Source organism: Pseudomonas sp. ICMP 561, from assembly GCF_002699985.1.
Taxonomy (GTDB): Bacteria; Pseudomonadota; Gammaproteobacteria; order Pseudomonadales; family Pseudomonadaceae; genus Aquipseudomonas; species Aquipseudomonas quasicaspiana.
Map to the genome: position 1 here is coordinate 1 of NZ_LKBT01000026.1, position 17,619 is coordinate 17,619.

Annotated in this window: 14 protein-coding genes, 2 rRNA genes and 2 pseudogenes; 10 read left to right on the forward strand and 8 right to left on the reverse strand. The window is 57.8% G+C overall.

From position 1 onward, the window contains the following. From AO242_RS18960 to AO242_RS30230, 4 genes and pseudogenes are all read left to right on the forward strand, one after another. Positions 1-79: ribosomal RNA gene (locus AO242_RS18960) — 23S ribosomal RNA — on the forward strand; the annotation flags it as partial. Between the two features lie 163 nt (positions 80-242). Continuing rightward, positions 243-358, forward strand: a 5S ribosomal RNA gene (gene rrf / locus AO242_RS18965). Between the two features lie 312 nt (positions 359-670). Beyond that, positions 671-1,441 (forward strand): annotated as a pseudogene (locus AO242_RS30225) (MCP four helix bundle domain-containing protein); the annotation flags it as partial. Next, positions 1,439-2,296, forward strand: coding sequence for a methyl-accepting chemotaxis protein (locus AO242_RS30230; RefSeq protein WP_373562233.1), 858 nt, complete (start codon positions 1,439-1,441; stop codon positions 2,294-2,296). The pseudogene AO242_RS30225 and the gene AO242_RS30230, both read left to right, overlap by 3 nt. 85 nt (positions 2,297-2,381) lie before the next feature. On the opposite strand, the gene mksF is transcribed toward AO242_RS30230, so the two are convergent. From mksF to mksB, 3 genes are read right to left on the reverse strand one after another with little or no spacing between them, the layout of a single operon-like run. Then, positions 2,382-5,213, reverse strand: a complete 2,832-nt coding sequence (mksF, locus tag AO242_RS18975) for an Mks condensin complex protein MksF (protein WP_027900170.1) — start codon at positions 5,211-5,213, stop codon at positions 2,382-2,384. Beyond that, the gene (gene mksE, locus AO242_RS18980; RefSeq protein ID WP_027900171.1) at positions 5,210-5,920 is read right to left on the reverse strand and encodes an Mks condensin complex protein MksE; all 711 of its coding nucleotides are present in this window, start codon (positions 5,918-5,920) and stop codon (positions 5,210-5,212) included. Before mksE ends, mksF begins: the two co-directional genes overlap by 4 nt. Continuing rightward, complete coding sequence (gene mksB / locus AO242_RS18985; RefSeq protein ID WP_027900172.1) at positions 5,910-7,181, reverse strand: Mks condensin complex protein MksB; 1,272 nt, start codon at positions 7,179-7,181, stop codon at positions 5,910-5,912. Before mksB ends, mksE begins: the two co-directional genes overlap by 11 nt. A gap of 143 nt (positions 7,182-7,324) precedes the next feature. Between mksB and AO242_RS18990 the strand changes: the two genes are divergently transcribed. Together AO242_RS18990 and rimI are read left to right on the forward strand one after the other, a co-directional pair. After that, entirely contained in the window at positions 7,325-8,122 is a 798-nt protein-coding gene (locus tag AO242_RS18990; RefSeq protein ID WP_099269945.1) for an energy transducer TonB, read from the forward strand. Further along, positions 8,115-8,567, forward strand: a complete 453-nt coding sequence (gene rimI, locus AO242_RS18995) for a ribosomal protein S18-alanine N-acetyltransferase (protein ID WP_027900174.1) — start codon at positions 8,115-8,117, stop codon at positions 8,565-8,567. The genes AO242_RS18990 and rimI overlap by 8 nt, the downstream gene beginning before the upstream one ends. Positions 8,568-8,608: 41 nt before the next feature. Here the strand turns inward: rimI and AO242_RS29790 are convergent, their stop codons facing one another. Both AO242_RS29790 and AO242_RS19000 read right to left on the reverse strand, forming a co-directional pair. Next, positions 8,609-8,737: a hypothetical protein gene (locus AO242_RS29790; protein WP_257153475.1), complete on the reverse strand. Its 129-nt coding sequence runs from the start codon at positions 8,735-8,737 to the stop codon at positions 8,609-8,611. Between the two features lie 73 nt (positions 8,738-8,810). Then, positions 8,811-9,227 carry a serine kinase/phosphatase gene (locus tag AO242_RS19000; protein ID WP_099269946.1) on the reverse strand — a complete coding sequence of 139 codons (417 nt, stop codon included), beginning with the start codon at positions 9,225-9,227 and terminating at the stop codon, positions 8,811-8,813. Positions 9,228-9,386: 159 nt separating this feature from the next. On the opposite strand from AO242_RS19000, the gene can reads away from it, so the two are divergent. Then, a complete protein-coding gene (gene can / locus AO242_RS19005; RefSeq protein WP_027900176.1) occupies positions 9,387-10,028 on the forward strand; it encodes a carbonate dehydratase in 642 nt (213 codons plus the stop codon). A gap of 327 nt (positions 10,029-10,355) precedes the next feature. On the opposite strand, the gene AO242_RS19015 is transcribed toward can, so the two are convergent. From AO242_RS19015 to AO242_RS19025, 3 genes and pseudogenes are all read right to left on the reverse strand, one after another. Further along, a complete protein-coding gene (locus AO242_RS19015) occupies positions 10,356-11,528 on the reverse strand; it encodes a hypothetical protein (RefSeq protein WP_099269947.1) in 1,173 nt (390 codons plus the stop codon). Between the two features lie 132 nt (positions 11,529-11,660). Next, the gene (locus tag AO242_RS30405; RefSeq protein WP_257153476.1) at positions 11,661-13,283 is read right to left on the reverse strand and encodes a methyl-accepting chemotaxis protein; all 1,623 of its coding nucleotides are present in this window, start codon (positions 13,281-13,283) and stop codon (positions 11,661-11,663) included. 176 nt (positions 13,284-13,459) lie between these two features. After that, a pseudogene (locus tag AO242_RS19025) lies at positions 13,460-13,619 on the reverse strand (HD domain-containing protein); the annotation flags it as partial. A gap of 66 nt (positions 13,620-13,685) precedes the next feature. On the opposite strand from AO242_RS19025, the gene AO242_RS19030 reads away from it, so the two are divergent. The 3 genes from AO242_RS19030 (at position 13,686) to AO242_RS19040 (ending at position 17,606) form a co-directional block, all read left to right on the forward strand. Continuing rightward, positions 13,686-14,192 carry a sigma-70 family RNA polymerase sigma factor gene (locus AO242_RS19030; protein ID WP_099269963.1) on the forward strand — a complete coding sequence of 169 codons (507 nt, stop codon included), beginning with the start codon at positions 13,686-13,688 and terminating at the stop codon, positions 14,190-14,192. Continuing rightward, positions 14,189-15,118, forward strand: a complete 930-nt coding sequence (locus AO242_RS19035; RefSeq protein ID WP_099269948.1) for a FecR domain-containing protein — start codon at positions 14,189-14,191, stop codon at positions 15,116-15,118. Before AO242_RS19030 ends, AO242_RS19035 begins: the two co-directional genes overlap by 4 nt. Positions 15,119-15,236: 118 nt before the next feature. Then, positions 15,237-17,606, forward strand: a complete 2,370-nt coding sequence (locus AO242_RS19040; RefSeq protein ID WP_099269949.1) for a TonB-dependent siderophore receptor — start codon at positions 15,237-15,239, stop codon at positions 17,604-17,606. Positions 17,607-17,619 lie beyond the last annotated feature (13 nt).

Here is a 17,619-nt window from a genome sequence, read left to right on the forward strand (position 1 = left end):
ACGACGTTGATAGGTGGGGTGTGTAAGCGCTGTGAGGCGTTGAGCTAACCCATACTAATTGCCCGTGAGGCTTGACCATATAACACCCAAGCAATTTGCGACATGCCTTGATCAATGAAGGCAGGGCCAGATTGCGGTGACTGTGAAGACGACACGAACCGAGAGTTTGTTCGCACATTACCGAGCTATCACATACCCATTGGCTGAGGCGTCCCGCAAGGTACGAATCGGCAACCGAATTTCTTGACGACCATAGAGCATTGGAACCACCTGATCCCATCCCGAACTCAGTAGTGAAACGATGTATCGCCGATGGTAGTGAGGGGTTTCCCCATGTGAGAGTAGGTCATCGTCAAGATTAAATTCCAGAACCCCTGATCGCTTACGCGTTCAGGGGTTTTGTTTGTGCGCGAAGAAAAAGGGGCATTGTAGGAGCGCGCTCGCCCGCGATGGACGACCACGCGTTGAACCTGGCACACCGCCTCGCTACCGGGTAGGACCGAATTCATTCGGGAAGGCTATATGTCAGGCGATACATAAGCTGCGGATGTACAAACCCCTCGCGAACAAGTTCGCTCCTAGCACTGCTAAATGAAACATACAGATACACCTTCATGTTCCGGGATCGCAGCCGATAGCTTGCTAACTTCATTCTGTGAGTTCAGCCCGCATGACACTGCGTAATCTTGGAATTGCCCTTCGCGCCGCTCTCTGTTTCTCCCTCATGGCCCTGTTCGTTCTGTTCCTCGGTGTAATGAGTCTCGACAAAATGTCCGGCCTCAACAAAAACACGACGGATCTCGGCGGAGGCTGGCTGAAGTCCACTCGGCTGCTGGGAGAGTTAGCTGATACCACCTCGCGATTCCGTACCATGTCTTACCTGATCATGGTCAACCGCACCCAGGCGGACATCGACAAAGCCGAAGCCCGCCTTGAGGTGTTGACCAAGAAGGCCAACACCATCGTCGCTGCTTACGCGCCTTTGGTTCGTAGCCCGGAAGAGAGCACCAAGTTTCAGCAGTTCAAAGAAGCACTGGCTAACTATCTGGTTGCTCAGGACAAACTGCGTCAAGCGTCGCTGGCCAAACGTGACGCTGAGATTCCAGGCTTGATCAGCGGTGAGCTCAAGAAGTATTCAGACCAAATGGCACCTCTGGTCGACAGTTTGCTGGAGCTTAATCGTCAGGGTGCAGACGCCGCCGTTGCAGAGTCTGCGAGTGAATACATCAGCGCACGTAACATCATCATTGCCGTTCTGGTTCTGACTGCCGTACTGACTGTCCTGTTGGCAGTGCTGCTGACCCGCAGCATCGTTCGTCCGCTCAGCGAGGCTGTAAGGGCTGCGGAAGACGTGGCGCGTGGTGATCTGACCACTACCGCCCAAGTGAATGGCCGTGATGAGGTCACGCGCCTGCAGCAAGCGCTGCAAACCATGCAGATGAATCTGCGAGACACCCTGCAGCGTATTTCCGGCTCGGCCACTCAGGTTGCTTCAGCCGCTGAAGAGCTCAATGCGGTGACCGAGGAAGGTTCGCGATCCCTGCAGCAGCAAAATAACGAAATCGAACAAGCCGCTACTGCCGTCAACGAAATGACCGCTGCCGTCGAGGAAGTGGCCAGCAACGCAGTGAACACGTCGACTGCTTCGCAGCAGTCCAGCACTTCGGCTATGCAAGGTCGCCAGCGTGTGCAGGAAACGGTCAATGCGATCCAGCAGATGACTACTGACGTCGAAGTCACTTCCGAGCAGATCCGCAGTCTGGCTGACCAGACTCAAGATATCGGTAAGGTTCTCGACGTGATTCGCGCCATCGCTGAGCAGACCAACCTGCTGGCCCTTAACGCCGCCATTGAGGCTGCGCGTGCCGGGGAAGCCGGGCGCGGTTTTGCTGTTGTGGCTGACGAAGTCCGGGCGCTTGCCCATCGCACTCAGCAGTCCACGCAAGAAATTGAAGTGATGATCAGCGGCATCCAGCAAGGTAGCAGCAAGGCCGTAGCTTCTATGCAGAACAGCAGTAGCCGCGCTCAAAGCACTCTGGAGGTGGCTCGCAGCGCCGGTGATGCTCTTGAGGAAATCACCCGCAGCGTGGGTGAAATTTCCGACCGTAACCTGGTCATCGCCAGCGCTGCAGAAGAGCAGGCGCAAGTGTCCCGCGAAGTGGATCGTAACCTGATCAACATCCGTGATCTGTCGCTGCAGTCTGCCGACGGCGCTCATCAGACCAATGCTGCCAGTCAGGAGCTGTCGCGGTTGGCCGTTGAGCTGAATCAGATGGTGGGTCAGTTCAAGATTTAACGAACGCCGCACCAAGCCCACAAAAATAACGCCCACAAAAAAGGCCGCATTCTCATGCGGCCTTTTTTGTTCATGCGGACTCAGCTTATTCAGCCGCTTCCTCAGCGACTTCAGAAACAGTCGCCTTCACCTCATCACGGCGACGGATGTACTTCCAGTCCGCCTCATCAATGTAGATGCCGTTAGGCCCGCTGCCGCCTTCCAGGTCGATTGCCACGTGCGCCGATACTTGCGGCTTCACACTCGCCAGAATCGGTACAAAGCCCAGTTGCAGACTCGTCTCCAGCAGCGCTGCCTGGTTCTTCTCGTCGATGTCTGCTGCTTCGTCCAGATAGTAAGGCAGGCGCACACGGCCGGCTTGATCGCGGTCCATCAAGTGCAGCAACAGGTACATGTTGGTCAGCGCCTTGATGGTCATCGTGGTGCCGTTTGAAGCCGCGCCGTCGATGTCGGTATGGATCACCGGCTGGCCGTTGACCTTGGTGATCTCGAACGCCAGTTCGAACAGGTCTTTCAAGCCCAGCTGGTTATGGTTTGCCGCCACCAGACGCGCCAGATACTCCTTGGCCTCTTCGTTCTTGTTGTCCTGCTCAGCGCTTTGGCTCAGGTCGAACACCGACAGCGTTTCGCCTTCTTCGTACTGCCCAGCGCTATGGATAATCTGGTCAATGTGCTTGAGCGCTTCCTTGTTGGGAGCGAGCACGATACGGAAGCTGGCCAGGTTGGAGACCTGACGCTTGTTGATCTCACGGTTGAACAGAGCCAGTTGATGTTCAAGGCTGTCGTAGTCGCTACGGATGTTGCGCAGTGTGCGCGCAATGTCGGTCACGGCTGCGCGGCGAGCCTTGCCCAGCGTCAGCGCTTCGTCGGTACGGTGTGCGTAAGCATTGATCAGCAGTTGCAGACGACGCTCGACGTCTTCTTCGCTGTCGAACTTCGCGACACCTTTCAGGCGTACCTGGGCATACAGCGCTTCGATCTGACCATCGCTGCGCAGCAGACCTTGCCAGCTGTCCTGATAATCGTTGAGCAGCGGCAAGAGGTTATCCAGCGAGTCATCCACCGGATCCATGTAAGGCGTACCAAACGGCAGATCGGCAGGCAGCAACTGACGACGACGCAAGGCGTCATCCAGCGTGCGTTGCTTGGACTCCAGATCGCCAATCTGGCGCGCGACCAGTTGCAGCTTGGCGGACAGTTGCTGGACGCGCTCGGTGAACGCATCGCTGGAGCGCTTCAGTTCATCCTGTGCAGCTTCCATCTGTGCCAGTTGCTCGTGCTTCTCGGGCTCTTCAGCGCTCAGGGTCTGGCAGCGACGGAAGTCTTCCAGCGCTTTCTGTGCATCCAGCACCTGCTGATACAAGGCTTCAGTCTGAGTCTTGCTCGCTGCGCGGTCGGAAGCGACTGCCTGCTGCGTCTTGAGCTGTTTCAGTTCTTTTTCGAGACGTTCTTTCTGATCACGCAATGCGGCACGGTCGGCCAGGGCTTGCAGGGCAGGCGGCTCGATGTTGGTCAGGTTGATCGACAGGCCCGGCACCTGGAACTGGTCGCCTTTGAAACTATCAAGGATGGCTTCGAGAGATTTGACCCAAGCGTCGCCATCATCCAGCGCAATGCCTTGCTCACCCAGTGGCAAGCTGAACAGGGCGCTGTTGAACAGGCGCATCAAGCGCTCTACATCCGGCTGCGAGAACTCTTCACGCAGACGGGCATAGCTGTTGTTGTCCGCGTGATCAAGTTGTTGCTTCACTGACTTCAGGCGTTTTTCCAGATCGCGCAGACGTTCGTCCAGATCTTCGGCGCTGAACTGACGTGATTGTGCCAAGGCACCAGCCAGTTCATCGTGAGCATCCTTGGCGGCCAGCAACTGTTGCTCCAGCACTTTGGCGTCGTCAACCAGCGCGAAGCGATTCTTGAGGACCGCCAGTTCGCCGATCCAGCGCTGGATACTGCTGATTTCCCGCTCCAGACGCATTAGCTCCTGAGTTCCACCGCGCTGATCGTTCTGCAGTTCATCCTGTTGGCTGCGGTAGTGCTCGGCCTGGATAACCAGCTCTTCCTTACGTGCGGTGGAGTAATCCATCCAGGTGCCGAGCAACGAATCCAGAAGCGGCGACAGGCGATGCAGCTTGCCTCGCAACAGATCACGCTGAGCGACACCTGCCGCCAGCGCTTCGACCAATGGACCCGCTTTGACCAGCGAGTTGTAGTCCTGCTCCATGCGTCGCACGTCGCGGAAGGCTTCTTCACACGCGGCGATGTAATCCACGCTGCCGGAACGCAGGCTGTGTTCAAAAGCATCAAGGAACAGCTGCTTGAGCTTGGCGGCGGTGATTTCGCGCATGTGCAGCAAGTTGATGAACAGCGCCCGGAATGTCTTCAGGCTCTGTTCACTGGTGGAGCGCAGCGGGATCAACGTCAGGTCCAACGGAATAGACGTGTGACCGCCCACCAGCAAGCGACGCAGTTCGTCGGGCTTTAGTTCGTAGGCTTTCAGGCCCTGGCTTTCCAGGTTGCTGAACAGCTCTTTCTGACGCAGGCAGGTGTCGTTCTTCTGGTAATGGCCCAGATCCAGTTTGCCCGCATAGGCAAAGAACTGGTGACCGAAGCCACCACCGGGGCCACGCCCGACCACGCCAATGACGTGCGGGCCGTGGGGCAGGGAAACTTCAACCAGGATGTAACTGGTGTCCGACGCGAAGTAGAACTTGCGGGACTGCTCCAGGCTGTACTTGCCGAAGCTCATGTCCGACATGCGCGCCAGAATAGGGAATTGCAGTGCGTTGATCGAGGCACTCTTGCCGAGGTTGTTGGCCCCGTACACCGACAACGGGTGCTCCAGCGGGAACAGCCCAAGGCTGTAACCGGCCGTATTCAGCAGGGCAAAGCGGCGGATGCCGTAGCGTTCCTGGCTCATGCATCCATCTCCTGTTGCTCGTCAGCGATAGCGCGGGCCAGGGCCTGCTCTTCGGTTTCTTCCACGTCTTCGAATTCCGCGAGGTCCAGTGGGTCATCGGTTTGCAGCAGCTTTTCATCGCTGTCTTCGTCGATCAGTACCGGCACTGGCAATGGCAGAACGCTGTGAAGGCTTGCGGCCAGGTCGCGGTCCTGTTGTACCGAGAGACAAACGTCGAGGAAGCGGTGCATCGGCGGCAGGAAGCGGTAGATGCCGGTTTCTTCAGCAGCGAAACCCAGTTGGGTCATGCGGCGCATGATTTTCTCTTCCAGCTCGTCCTGGGTCTGCACTTCGGCCTGCAAGAACAGGTCGCGGTACTTCTCCAGCATCGACGGCAGTTCATCGCGGCCAAGGCTGCCGCCGTCCAGCACGGCTACCGGGTCACGACCCTGGTCGGCAAGGTGTTCAACCAGAATGAACGTGAACAGCGCCAGACGTTGCGCGGTCTTGTTGACCTGCGCAGCGGCCTGATCCGGGACGAAGTAATAGAAGCCGCGGGTGTCGCACACCAGTTCAAACCCCAGCGCCTTGAACAGCGTCCGGTATTGATCCTGTGCGTTGGACAATTGCGCGTACAGCTCCGGGTCGCGGCGGCTGATGTGGAAACCTTTGAACAGCTCGCGGAAGATCGGCGCGAGTTGCGACATTTCGGAAAGATCAAGATGCATTGGCTGGGTTCCCCGTTTGCTCATCACTGCTGGCGAGCAGGGCGAAGGAGCGCAGGCTGACCTGATGCTCCTGGGTAAAGTAGTCACGACGCTCAAGGCGTTCGCGGGTGAAGCGTTTCTCGCGGGACAGGCGCGAGAACCAGTAGAGCAATTCGTCAGTAGCGCCGTTCGGCTCCTGTTCCAAAAGCCAGACCATCAGGTCCGGCATCGGCAGGGCGTCTTCGCAACGCTCAAGCATTTCCTTGACCGTGCGGGGCGCCTGCGGTGAATCACCTTTGCGTTTGCCAACACCGGCCTTGGGAAATTTCGCCGGTTTCGGCTCAAAGCGGGCCAGCGCATACACGTAGGCCTCGACCTGGCTCGCGCTGCCCAGAAAGGTGCTCTGCGGACGGGTGAACATCGGCATCGCCGCTTGCGGCACTGCATCGATGCCTTTACGACGAATCGCCGAAAGGGCCAACGCTGCGCCACGGGTGACTGCGTTGTGGCGGCGCGCTTCTTCACGCAGCGGCAGCAGCAGTTCGCGGGCATGACGCAAGGTCAACTGAGCGCTGGTCTGCATCTCAAGAATGCGCGCGTGGGTGCGCAGCAGCATGTCGTCGTCGACCAGCTGGCCCAGGCGTTGCTGCTCAGTCAGCAAGCGCAGCAGTACGTTCTCGACCTTGCGCACGCCTTGTTCGAAAGCGCCGTCAGCGTTTACCAACTGAATCATCGGCTCGACGTATTCGTCCCAGGTGGCCAGCACTTCTGCATAACGCTGACGCAGCGGGATCTGGCGATCACTGGTCTTGGCGCGATCGGCGACACCCACCAACGCCTGCTCGTCATTGGCGAGCTTTTTCAGGACGTCGCGCACGCGCATGTCCAGCAGGCGCAGTTGCCGGGCCAGGTCATTGGCGTCGCGGATATCAAAGGCGTCCTGGATATAACCCGCCAAACGCTCCAGATGGCGCAGATAGGCTTCGATTTCCAGGCACAGGCCCAAGCGGTGCTCGCGACGCAGGTACGACAAGAAGTCATGAATCTGCGCGTTGAGTTCAAAACGGTTAGGGCTTTTCGCCACTGGAACGAGGATATCCAGGCGAATCCACACATCCAGCAGGTTGGTGATGTCCTGCGGGGTGCTATCCAGTTGCTGTGCCGCCAGTTGCAAGCGCAATTCGCTCAGGCTCAGAGTGCCCTGGTCGAAATGTTCGCACAGCGGCTCAAGAAGCGCCCAGTGTTCGGCAAGGGCGCGCAAGACGCGCTTGGGTTCGATCATTGGTAGGCCGACTGTTGGTAAATAAAAGCGGCGATTGTACTGCATCGCACGCCTCAAATTTCATCTCCGGGCGATCAACTGCGGCGGGAATTGGCGAAGAGTTGTAGAATCGCCGTCCTAACTTATCCACAGGTGGCTGACCTTTGCTCAACGAGTCCCGCCGCCGCGCTTATTTGACTGCTATGCAAGTGGTCAATTGGCTGCCGCGCACCGAACTGCCGTTTGCGGCTCCGTCACGTCCGGAGCTGCTTGCTCCGCTTGCGCCCCAGGTTGAACCGGTGGCGGATATCGCGGTGCCTGAAGCTGCGGTCAATCAGGTGGCGAGCGCCGTTGCGGCGAGTCCGGCACCTGTTGCACGGCCAAAGATCGAAGTGCCGAGACCTGCGGCCACCAATACCCGCAAGCCTGCAATCGCCGAAGACGAGGCCACTCCCGCGCCGGTCAAGGCGGCAGTTGTGCCGCCGCCGCGTTTTTCGTTGCAGTTACTGCGTACCGGTCGCTGCATGGTGCTGGTGGAGTTACCCACAGGCCAGGCGTTCCAGAGTCGTGATCCGGCTTATCTGCTGCTCAAGGACATGCTGCGCGCAGCCGGTTTGCCGGACAGCCCGCAGATCATTGGCGAGCCAGTACGCTGGCCGCTGCTGAGTCGTGGCCAGATCGATCAAGGGCCTGAAGCTGCGCGTGATTTCGTTCAGGGTTTTGTCTCGGCTCGTCTGGAAGAGGCACCTTGTGCATGCCTTTGGCTGATCGGTCTGCCGTCGGTGCGCTTTGCCGGGGAAGCCAATGCCGAGGCTTATAACAGTGAACTCGAGGTTGAAGGCCTGGGTTCTGCCTGGGCGTTGCCGGGTCTGGAATTATTGATGGACGAGCCGCAACGCAAGGCCGATGTCTGGAAAGCCATGCGTCGGCTAATGGCGCGCTGGAAACCGATCGATGAGTGACGCAATAACCTTCCGCCCGATGACCGAGGCGGATCTGGACGCTGTACTGAAGATTGAGTACGCAGCTTTCAGCCATCCCTGGACTCGCGGCATTTTTCTGGATGGCCTCAAGTCTTACGAAATCTGGCTGATGTTCGAAGGAAACCAACAGGTCGGGCATGGCGTCGTGCAGGTCATCATCGACGAAGCTCATCTGCTCAATATCACTGTCAAACCGGAAAGCCAGGGCCGCGGTCTGGGTTTGCGCCTGCTTGAGCACTTGATGTCCCGTGCCTACCAGTTGAACGCCCGGGAATGCTTCCTCGAACTACGTGACAGCAACCGCGCGGCTTATCGCCTGTATGAGCGCTTCGGCTTCAACGAAATCGGCCGCCGCCGGGATTATTACCCGGTTGCTGGCGGCCGCGAAGATGCGCTGGTCATGGCGTGTACGTTGTTTGAGTAATCCGGAATACCGACCAGACATATTTCCCGGTAGGACCGAATTTATTCGGGAAGGCGGTATTCCAGGCGATACATAGGCTCGGATGTACCCGCTTCTTCGCGAATAAATTCGCTCCCACAGGTGATGTCATGTTCGTAGGACTGGCTTGAGCCGGGAGGGCGTCGGGACATTCGCTTAATATCCGTCGCCAGAAATAATGCCCTCCCGGCTAAAGCCGGTCCTACAGATTTTATATGCCTCAGGTTACTCGCTCTTTTCAGGCTTCCCATCCAGTGGATCCAGTCGGCCCAGCTCAGCCTCATCCAGACCATCACCACCACCAATGTCATCTTCATCGACTACTGTCAGATCGAAATCGGCGGGGTTGTCTTCGCCTTCTTCTTCAGCGGAGCGGGCACCGTCTTCGCGGATCAGAATCTCTGGATCCAGATCGTCGTCAGTCGGATGATGATCCGGAGTCGACGCGCCGGTAAGGCCTGCTTCGCGCACGCGCTGCTCAGGGATTTCACGGGAGAGTTCGTCTTCCGGGATCAAGTCGCCGATGCGTGCATCGTCGCCTTTGTCGTCGAAGTTCAGCTCACGCATGGAGCCCATACGGTCTTCGTTATCGTCAATCGGTTCGGGTTGAGTTGCACCGTAAGGGCGGCGGGAATCATTCATGGCGAATCCTCGTTATTAAGGGGCTTGAAAGGTGGACCGGCACCTATTCTGAAGATTCACTTTGCTTGCACGAGCGGATCGGGAATCTGCACAACAGAAGTTAGTGACCCGGATCGTCGAGCCCCAGTCATAAGCTGGCACATCTTCGAGGCATGACACATGAACGAGCTACAAGACCTGATCGACAACAACGAACGTTGGGCAGATGCGATCACCAAGGAAGATCCTGAGTTTTTTGCCAAGCTGGCACGCCAGCAGACCCCGGAATTCCTGTGGATAGGTTGCTCGGACGCCCGCGTACCTGCCAACGAGATCGTCGGCATGCTGCCGGGTGATCTGTTTGTGCATCGCAACGTGGCAAACGTCGTGCTACACACCGACCTCAACTGCCTGTCAGTGATCCAGTACGCCGTTGACGTGCTGAAGGTCAAACACATCCTGGTAACCGGCCACTATGGTTGCGGCGGTGTCCGTGCATCGATGCAGGATCGCCAACTGGGCCTGATCGATGGCTGGCTGCGCACCATCCGCGATCTGTATTACGAGCACCGCGATACTCTTGCCAAGTTGCCCACCGAGGAAGAGCGCGTTGACCGCATGTGCGAGCTGAACGTCATCCAGCAAGTGGCGAACGTCGGCCACACCAGCATTGTGCAAAACGCCTGGCATCGCGGGCAGAGCCTCTCGATCCATGGTTGCATCTATGGCATCAAGGACGGCCGCTGGAAAAGCCTGAACGCGACCATCAGCGGCTTTGAGCAACTGCCGCCGCAGTACCGCTTGCGTCCGTTGGGGGAGTAAGTAATCCGGTTGGATGCAAAACCCTGTGCAGACTGTGTGAAAACTACTGCGCTCGGCAATACTGCGTTAAAAACAGGCGAAAAATGCTCATTTAGAACACCTAGACTCCGCTTTTTCGCCTGTTTTTGCCTTGTCTTGCCGTCGCTCGCTACGTTTTCACACAGTCTGTGTGGGAGCGGATTCATCCGCGAAGACGGCAGTAGGTCAATGAATATCTATTGAGTTTACCGAGCCCTTCGCGAATGAATTCGCTCCCACAGAGACCGAACCAGCCAGTAGGAGCGGATTCATCCGCGAGAGAATGTTTCCCGGGACACCGCGCATTATTTACATATACGGATGAACCGCTGGCGCTGTCAGCGGCTTCTGCAGCTGTTTAAGCGAGCGGGATACCGTGCTGCTCGTGCATTTGGCGTCAGCTTGCGCCTGAGTCAACTTGCGCACGTCGGTGTAGAACAGAACACAGGTCTTGGCCTTGTTGGTCACCTGCCAGTTCTGTGTGCAACTGCTCAATGTCGCCTTCGGGTCCGCGCCTGGTTTCTGGCCCATTCCTGCCTGCCAGCAGGCTGCACTCAAATCCTGCCCCATGACCGCCAGTCCGGCGGCATCTGCCTTGGCTTCATCGCCACCATAGTTGGCTTTGTCAGCGGCGTACCAGATATAGCTTGGATGGTTCGAGCCCAGCACCGGCACGTTCTGCCCAGGATTCGGACTGATCGTCGCCAGACCCAGCACCGGCACGCTGGCTGAGTATTGTTGTTTGATCCAGTTACGCACCGGCGCACCAAACGCAACCATCGGCAGCGACGTACCCGCAACGTTCTGGCTCAACTGCTTGACCATCGTGGTCTGGTAATCCTGGAAATAGCTGTACACACCTTCCAGCGAACTGCCCGCTGAGGCTGGCGCGGCAATCGGCGCGATATCGATGATGGTCTGATAACCCGGCGTCTGCGCGGTCGGGATGCCGTTGTAGGTCAGCAACTGTGCCCAGCGGTCGGTGGTGTTGGACTTCAGATAGTCCTGAGCCTGGGTCAGCGAATAATCTGGCGGGAAGTGCAGCAGTTCAACGCTTTTGCGATTCTCCAGCGCCATGCCCAGCGGCAGGAACAAATACCAGTTGTACTGCCATTTGTCGGGTCCGGAGGCCAGGAGTTTTTGCGCGCCGTTGTAGGCCAGGTCGCCTGCGTCCAGCAGTTGGGAAAGAGGCTTGTCATAGCCGTCCGGCACACCGCTGATCTGCGCGTAGATCACGTCATTGTCGTTGGTGACGGTGACTTTGCCGGTGTAGCCGTCGCGCTGCACGCTCTGGGTCAAGTAGTGCTCGACCGTCTGTTCCAGCGTCCAGTTGCGATAACAGATCACGTTGCAATTGTTGGGGAAGGCGAAGAGTTGGGTGACACGCTCCCGGCTACCCAGCTTGATGTTGACATCGGCCTGAGCCATGGCACCAAACGTCAGAGTGGCGAGTGTTGCAGTCCATACAGCGGCTTTCAGCATGCTCATATCCTTCTTGGCAATCTGCCCCGAGGTTTTGGGGCGCCTCAATATTGAAGCAATGTGCCATTACGAATAAATGGGTCGCGGTAAATATTTATTACCTGCCACCGTGAGCATGCATTACCGATTTGTTCAGAGCACGAAACGCTGAACCATGACGTTCAGATCGGTCGCCAGCACTGAAAGCGCATTACTGGCGACTGTCGTTTGATGCGCACCGGATGCGCTTTGAGCCGACAAGTCGCGAATACTGCTGAGGTTGCGGTCCACTTCACCGGCTACTTGTGCCTGTTGTTCTGCAGCGCTGGCGATTAGCAGGTTGCGGTCGTTGATAGTGGAGGTTGAGCTGATAATTACGGTCAACGCTTCGCCGGTGGCGGCGGCCTGTTCAAGGGTCTCGTTGGCTTGAGTTGCCGTGAGCCGCAGCGCCTGGGCTGTTTCCTGAGTGCTCTGCTGCACGCTGTTGATCAGCCCTTCGATTTCCGTGGTCGACGCACTGGTGCGCTGCGCCAGGGAGCGAACTTCATCGGCCACCACGGCAAACCCGCGTCCGGCCTCACCCGCACGGGCGGCTTCGATGGCGGCATTGAGTGCCAGCAGGTTGGTCTGATTGGCAATCGCGCGTATTACATCAAGGATTTTGCTGATGCTCAAAGTGCGCTCAGCAAGCCCTTCAGCCTGATGCGAAGTATCCAGCACACTGCCGGTCAGTTCCTTGATCGAGCCAATGGTGTCGGCGAGGCGCGCTTTACCGTTGGCCGCCGCTTCGTTCGACGCCAGAGATTCGGTTGCCGTGTTGCTGGCATTGCTGGCGACTTCCATGGCCGCCTGACTCATCTGGTTGACCGCGACTGCTGCTTGCTCGATTTCGCTGTTCTGCAGCTTCAGGTTTTCCGCGCCGGATTCGGCGATGCTGCCCATTTCCTGCACCGACTGTGAAAGCTGGTTGGCCGCCGCGTAGATCTGCTCGATGGTGGTGTGCAGATTGCCGCGCATCCGGCCGAGCATCGTCAACAACTGAGCTGTTTCGTCCTTGCCTTCGGGGATCGTCTGCGGGCTCAGGTCACCATTGGCGATGGTGCTGGCAATCTTCAACGCCTGACGGACCGGGCGAATGATGCTGACGCTCAAGCGCCAGGCCAGCAGCAAGGTCAGGGTCAGTACGGCGGCGATAACGCTGAGCGCGATGATCCGGGTCTGGGCGTAACTGGCACTGGCATTTTCGACAGCAGTTGCCGCGCTTTGCTTGTTCAGTTCGCGCAGCAGTTGCACCTGCATGTCCATCAGGTCGCCCTGCAAGGACAGCATGGTATTGGCAAGCATGCGTGCGTCTTCAATCTTGCGCTGTTCAATCAGCGCGATCTCGTCGTAAAGGCCTGGGATGAACGCTTTGTAAGCATCCTGCAACGCGACAAGGGAATCTCGCTCAGTGCTGTCCTTGACGTGGGCCAGATAGTCAGCGAAGCCTTTTTCGGCATCATTCTTCAGGGTTTCGACGTTGATCTTGCTGGTGACCACTGCGCCGGGGTCGTCAGCATTGGCGATCAGACGGATGCTTTCGCTGCGCATTTTGATCAGTGTGATCGCCAGCGCATCCGCCATGGCGATGCTGGGCAGCGAGCCGCTTTCCACGGTCTCACCCTGATTACGAATCTCCTGCATCTGGAGCAGACAGAACGCGCCCAGTCCCACGGTAAGCAGCGAAGTGATCCCGAAACAAATCACCAGACGCTGAGTGATCCTGAAGCGTCGCAGGACAGCGGTAGCCCCGGAAGTAGCCCCGGAACGTCGGCGGAAAATGGCAGGTATTAACTTTTTCACGGCAGGCAAACCCAGTCGATAGACGCATCGGAGACTGGGTTATAGGGCAGTTATGTGATGCCTTTGTGACATCGCAGGATTTGGCGTCAAATTTCCGATGATCCGCCCGGTCAAAAGGTTTGCGGTGCACCGACTTCCTGCATCAGCTCATCCAGAAAACGCTTCATACGGGAAAAGCTTAGTGTGGAAATGATCCACGGTGAAACGCTTGTCGTCGTAATCACGTTGTGACGCGTGTGGGTTCTGCGGGTCATACAGGCCACTGCCCATTCAAACGTATTGCCAATGGATTTCCAAGCCTGCATCATTTGTTAATGATTTTCATTGGCAATCGAGATGTCTCACGTTCTGCAACGTCGTAATGACTTACTTGTTCGCCTGTTTGGCGAGCATCACGGCTGGCTGCTGGATCGTCTGCGTGCACGAATGGGGTGTTGCCATGACGCAGCGGACATGGCCGCCGAAACGTTTGCCCACGTGGTGGCGTTGCCCGATACGCAGGTGATCCGTGAGCCTAGAGCTTTACTGACGACGATTGCCAAAAGGCTGATATTTGCTAGTTGGCGTCGGCGTGATCTGGAGCGTGCCTATCTCGAATCGCTGGCCGCCGAGCCCGAACTGTTCGAGCCCTCTCCCGAAGCGCGTTATCTGGTGATGGAAGCCTTGCTGGAGGTGGACCAGCTGCTTCACGGCCTTTCTTCAAGGGCCAGAGCTGCTTTTCTTTACAGTCAGCTGGACGGTTGGACCTACGCCCGGATCGGCGCTGAACTCGGTGTTTCCGCACCGCGGGTGCATCAATACGTTGTGCAAGGCCTCAAGGCCATTTGTGCGGTTGAGCGATGAGCGAGCTGCCTGCAGCCCTTGAACAGGCTATCGAATGGCATGCTCGCCAGGCTTCAGGACAGTTCACTGAAGGGGAACGTCAAGCGTTTGAGTGTTGGCTTGCGGCTGATCAATCCCACGTAGCGGCATGGAATGGTCTGCGTTCACGGCTTGATCAGACGTTCTCGCACTTGTCCGGCAGCCGCGCCCGTCAGGTCTTGATTACCGGGACCAGCCGTCGTCATTTGCTGCGCGGTGCGTTGGCCGTTGGCGGTTGTGCGCTGGCCGCTCGGCTGGTGACCTGGCCGGGCATGCCGCTGGACAGGCTGACCGCAGATATTACGACTGCCAACGCCCAGCGCCAGACCTTTGTTCTGGCTGATGGCTCCAGCCTGACCTTGAACGCAGAAAGTGCTATCGATGTGAATTTCACTGCGGGCATGCGCACGGTGCGTTTGCTGCGCGGAAGTCTGATGGCAAGCATCGAATCCCAAGACCGTCCGTTCCAGTTGGTTTGCAAGGACGGCAGCGCGCAGTTGGCCTCCGGTCGGTGTTTGCTGAGCCAGTATCAGGATCACGCGCAGTTCTGGTTGAAAACCGGCACTGCGCAGCTCCGGTCGCAGCGTCAGGCGCTAGCGCTGACTAACGGGCAGGGCGCGCGTCTGGATGCGCTGGGCTTACATCCATTGCCGGTCAGCCCAACCGATCCCGGTGCCTGGGTGCGTGGTTTGCTGGAGGTCAGTGATCAATCCCTCGGACAAGTGATCGACTCGCTGCGTCCTTATCGGCGTGGGGTGTTGCAGGTTTCTGATGCTGCGGCGTCTTTGCGTATCTCAGGTGTCTTCAATCTGGATAACAGCGATCAGGCCCTGGCAGCCTTGAAAGATATCCTGCCGCTGCGCATCGATCACTATTGGGGGCTATGGACCCGGATTGATCGGGTCTGAACGGCCCCTCTGGAAATAAAATCACGAGAGCCCTTAACAAATCGCCACCTCACTCTACAGAACAGGTAAAGGCGCCAGATTGTGCGCTCCGTTTTGCCAGCGAGGTTTAGCATTGTTCATGCGTCCATCACTTTTTACTCCGTTGTTCATGAGCCTGGCGATCGCCACTTCGGTAAGCGTTCAGGCTGCTGAAACACTGTATGACTTCTCTTTGTCTGCCGGGCCATTGACTGACACCCTGATTCAAATCGGTCAGCAAAGCTCGCGGCAGATTCTGTTCATACCCACTGATGTTGCCCAACGGGTTTCTGCACCAGTGAACGGCAGAATGAGCGCTGCGTCGGCGGTGGAGCGTGCATTGCAGGGGAGCGGTCTGCGTCTGCAGGTCACGGCCAGTGGGGCGCTAAGCGTGCAGCTGGTGCCGAGTCAGGGCATGACGCTTGAAGCGACCAGCATCAACGCCGCTATTGCGGGAGATGGCAGCAACGGTGAGCCAGCGGGGTACGTTGCCCAGCGTAGCAGTGTGGGGACCAAGACCGATGCATCGTTGCTGGAAACGCCGCAATCAGTGTCGGTGGTGACCCGCGCCGAAATGGATCAGCGCAAAAGCGACAACCTCTCTGACGCGCTCAAATACACCCCCGGTTTTACCAGTCAGCCGAGCGGCTTCAGCCGCACTGCCGATGATTACACGCTGCGCGGCTTCAACGTTGGCGCGGGTACCGGCGGCATTCTTCGTGATGGCATGAAGCTGCAGTCCAACCCGTATGACGGTAGCGTTGAGGCTTACGGCCTTGAGCGCGTAGAAGTGCTCAAAGGTGCGTCGTCGGTGCTTTACGGTCAACTCTCGCCGGGTGGCATGATCAATACCGTAAGCAAGCGCCCCACGGATACGCCTTTGCACGAAGTTGGCGTGGAGTTCGGCAACCGTGATCGACGCCAGTACACCTTAGACCTGGGTGGCCCGCTGGACGATCAGGGCCAGTTCAGTTACCGGCTGACCGGCTTATGGCGCGACAGTGATACTCAGGTCGACCACGTTGATGATGATCGGCGTTACATCGCACCAGCCATCACCTGGCGTCCCGACGACGATACCTCATTGACGGTGCTGGCCAGCCATCAGGAAACCTATACCGGCTTCGCCCCGCCCACCAGCTATCGCATGACGACTTACAGTTCAACGCCTGGGTACAAGATTGGCCGTGATCAATTCACCGGTGAACCGGGCTACGACCATTTCAACAACCGTATGGATACCCTGGGTTACCTGTTCAGCCACGATTTCAATGAGAACCTGAAGGTCAATCACAGCCTGCGTTACTTTCAGGCGAACACAGACTGGAATTACCTGATTCCGTTCTCCATCGTCGGTTCTAATCTGCTTCGACGTTACAGCGAGCGAGACGAACGTTCGACCGGCTGGACGACCGATAATAACGTGCAGTACACCATCGAGAGCGGATCGTGGAAGCACACCTTGCTCGCGGGCGTCGACTACTACCACAAGACCTATGATTCGCATCGCCACATCAGCGGCACGCTGGCGCAGTTTGCGCCACCATTGAATCTGGCCAACCCGGTTTATACCGGTGTCGGCGCCAATACCGCTGCAGACAGTGGTTCGGATCTGCACAGTGCCCAGTCAGGTATTTACCTGCAGGACCAGATCACCTTCGATGAAAAGTGGGTGTTGTTGCTGGGTGGGCGACAGGACTGGGCCGAGAGCCGCACTACCAGTCATGCTGATGACAGCCGCCAGTCACGCAATGACAAGAAGGCGACCGGGCGTATCGGTCTGGTCTACCTCGCCGATAACGGCCTGGCTCCTTACGTGAGCTACAGTCAGTCCTTTCAGCCTGCCAGTGTCAGCAACCCCGCTTTCGGCAATGCCTTCGCGCCGCTTGAAGGTGAGCAATACGAGTTGGGGCTGCGCTATCAGCCGCCAGGCACCGAGACAATGCTCAGTGCGGCGGTGTATCAGCTCACCCAGGACAACGCCCTCAGCTACGATGCCGCCAGTGCGACCTACGTGCAGTACGGTAAAACCCGCTCCAAGGGGCTTGAGCTGGAAGCCAAGACAGAGGCCACTGACAACCTGACGCTGACAGCGGGGTATGCCTATACCGATTCGCATGTCATCGAAGATCAGACGGCGACTAACGTCGGAAAGCGTATCGAAGGCGTTCCGTATCACAGCGCCAGCGTCTGGGCGAGCTATCGTCTGGGCGCATTCGGTATCCCGCAAATGCGCGTGGCTGCAGGTGCTCGCTACATCGGCACGACCCGTACTACACCGACAGACTATGAAGGCAAGATAGGCGCTTACACCTTGGTTGACGCACTGGTCAGCTATGAAATCGGCAAGCACTGGGAGGTGGCCGCCAAGGCTCAGAACCTCGCGGACCGCAAATACCTGTACTGCAACACAACCTGCCGGTATGGCGATGAGCGAAGTGTGATTGGATCGGTGAGTTATCGCTGGTAGCCAGAGTCGCGTA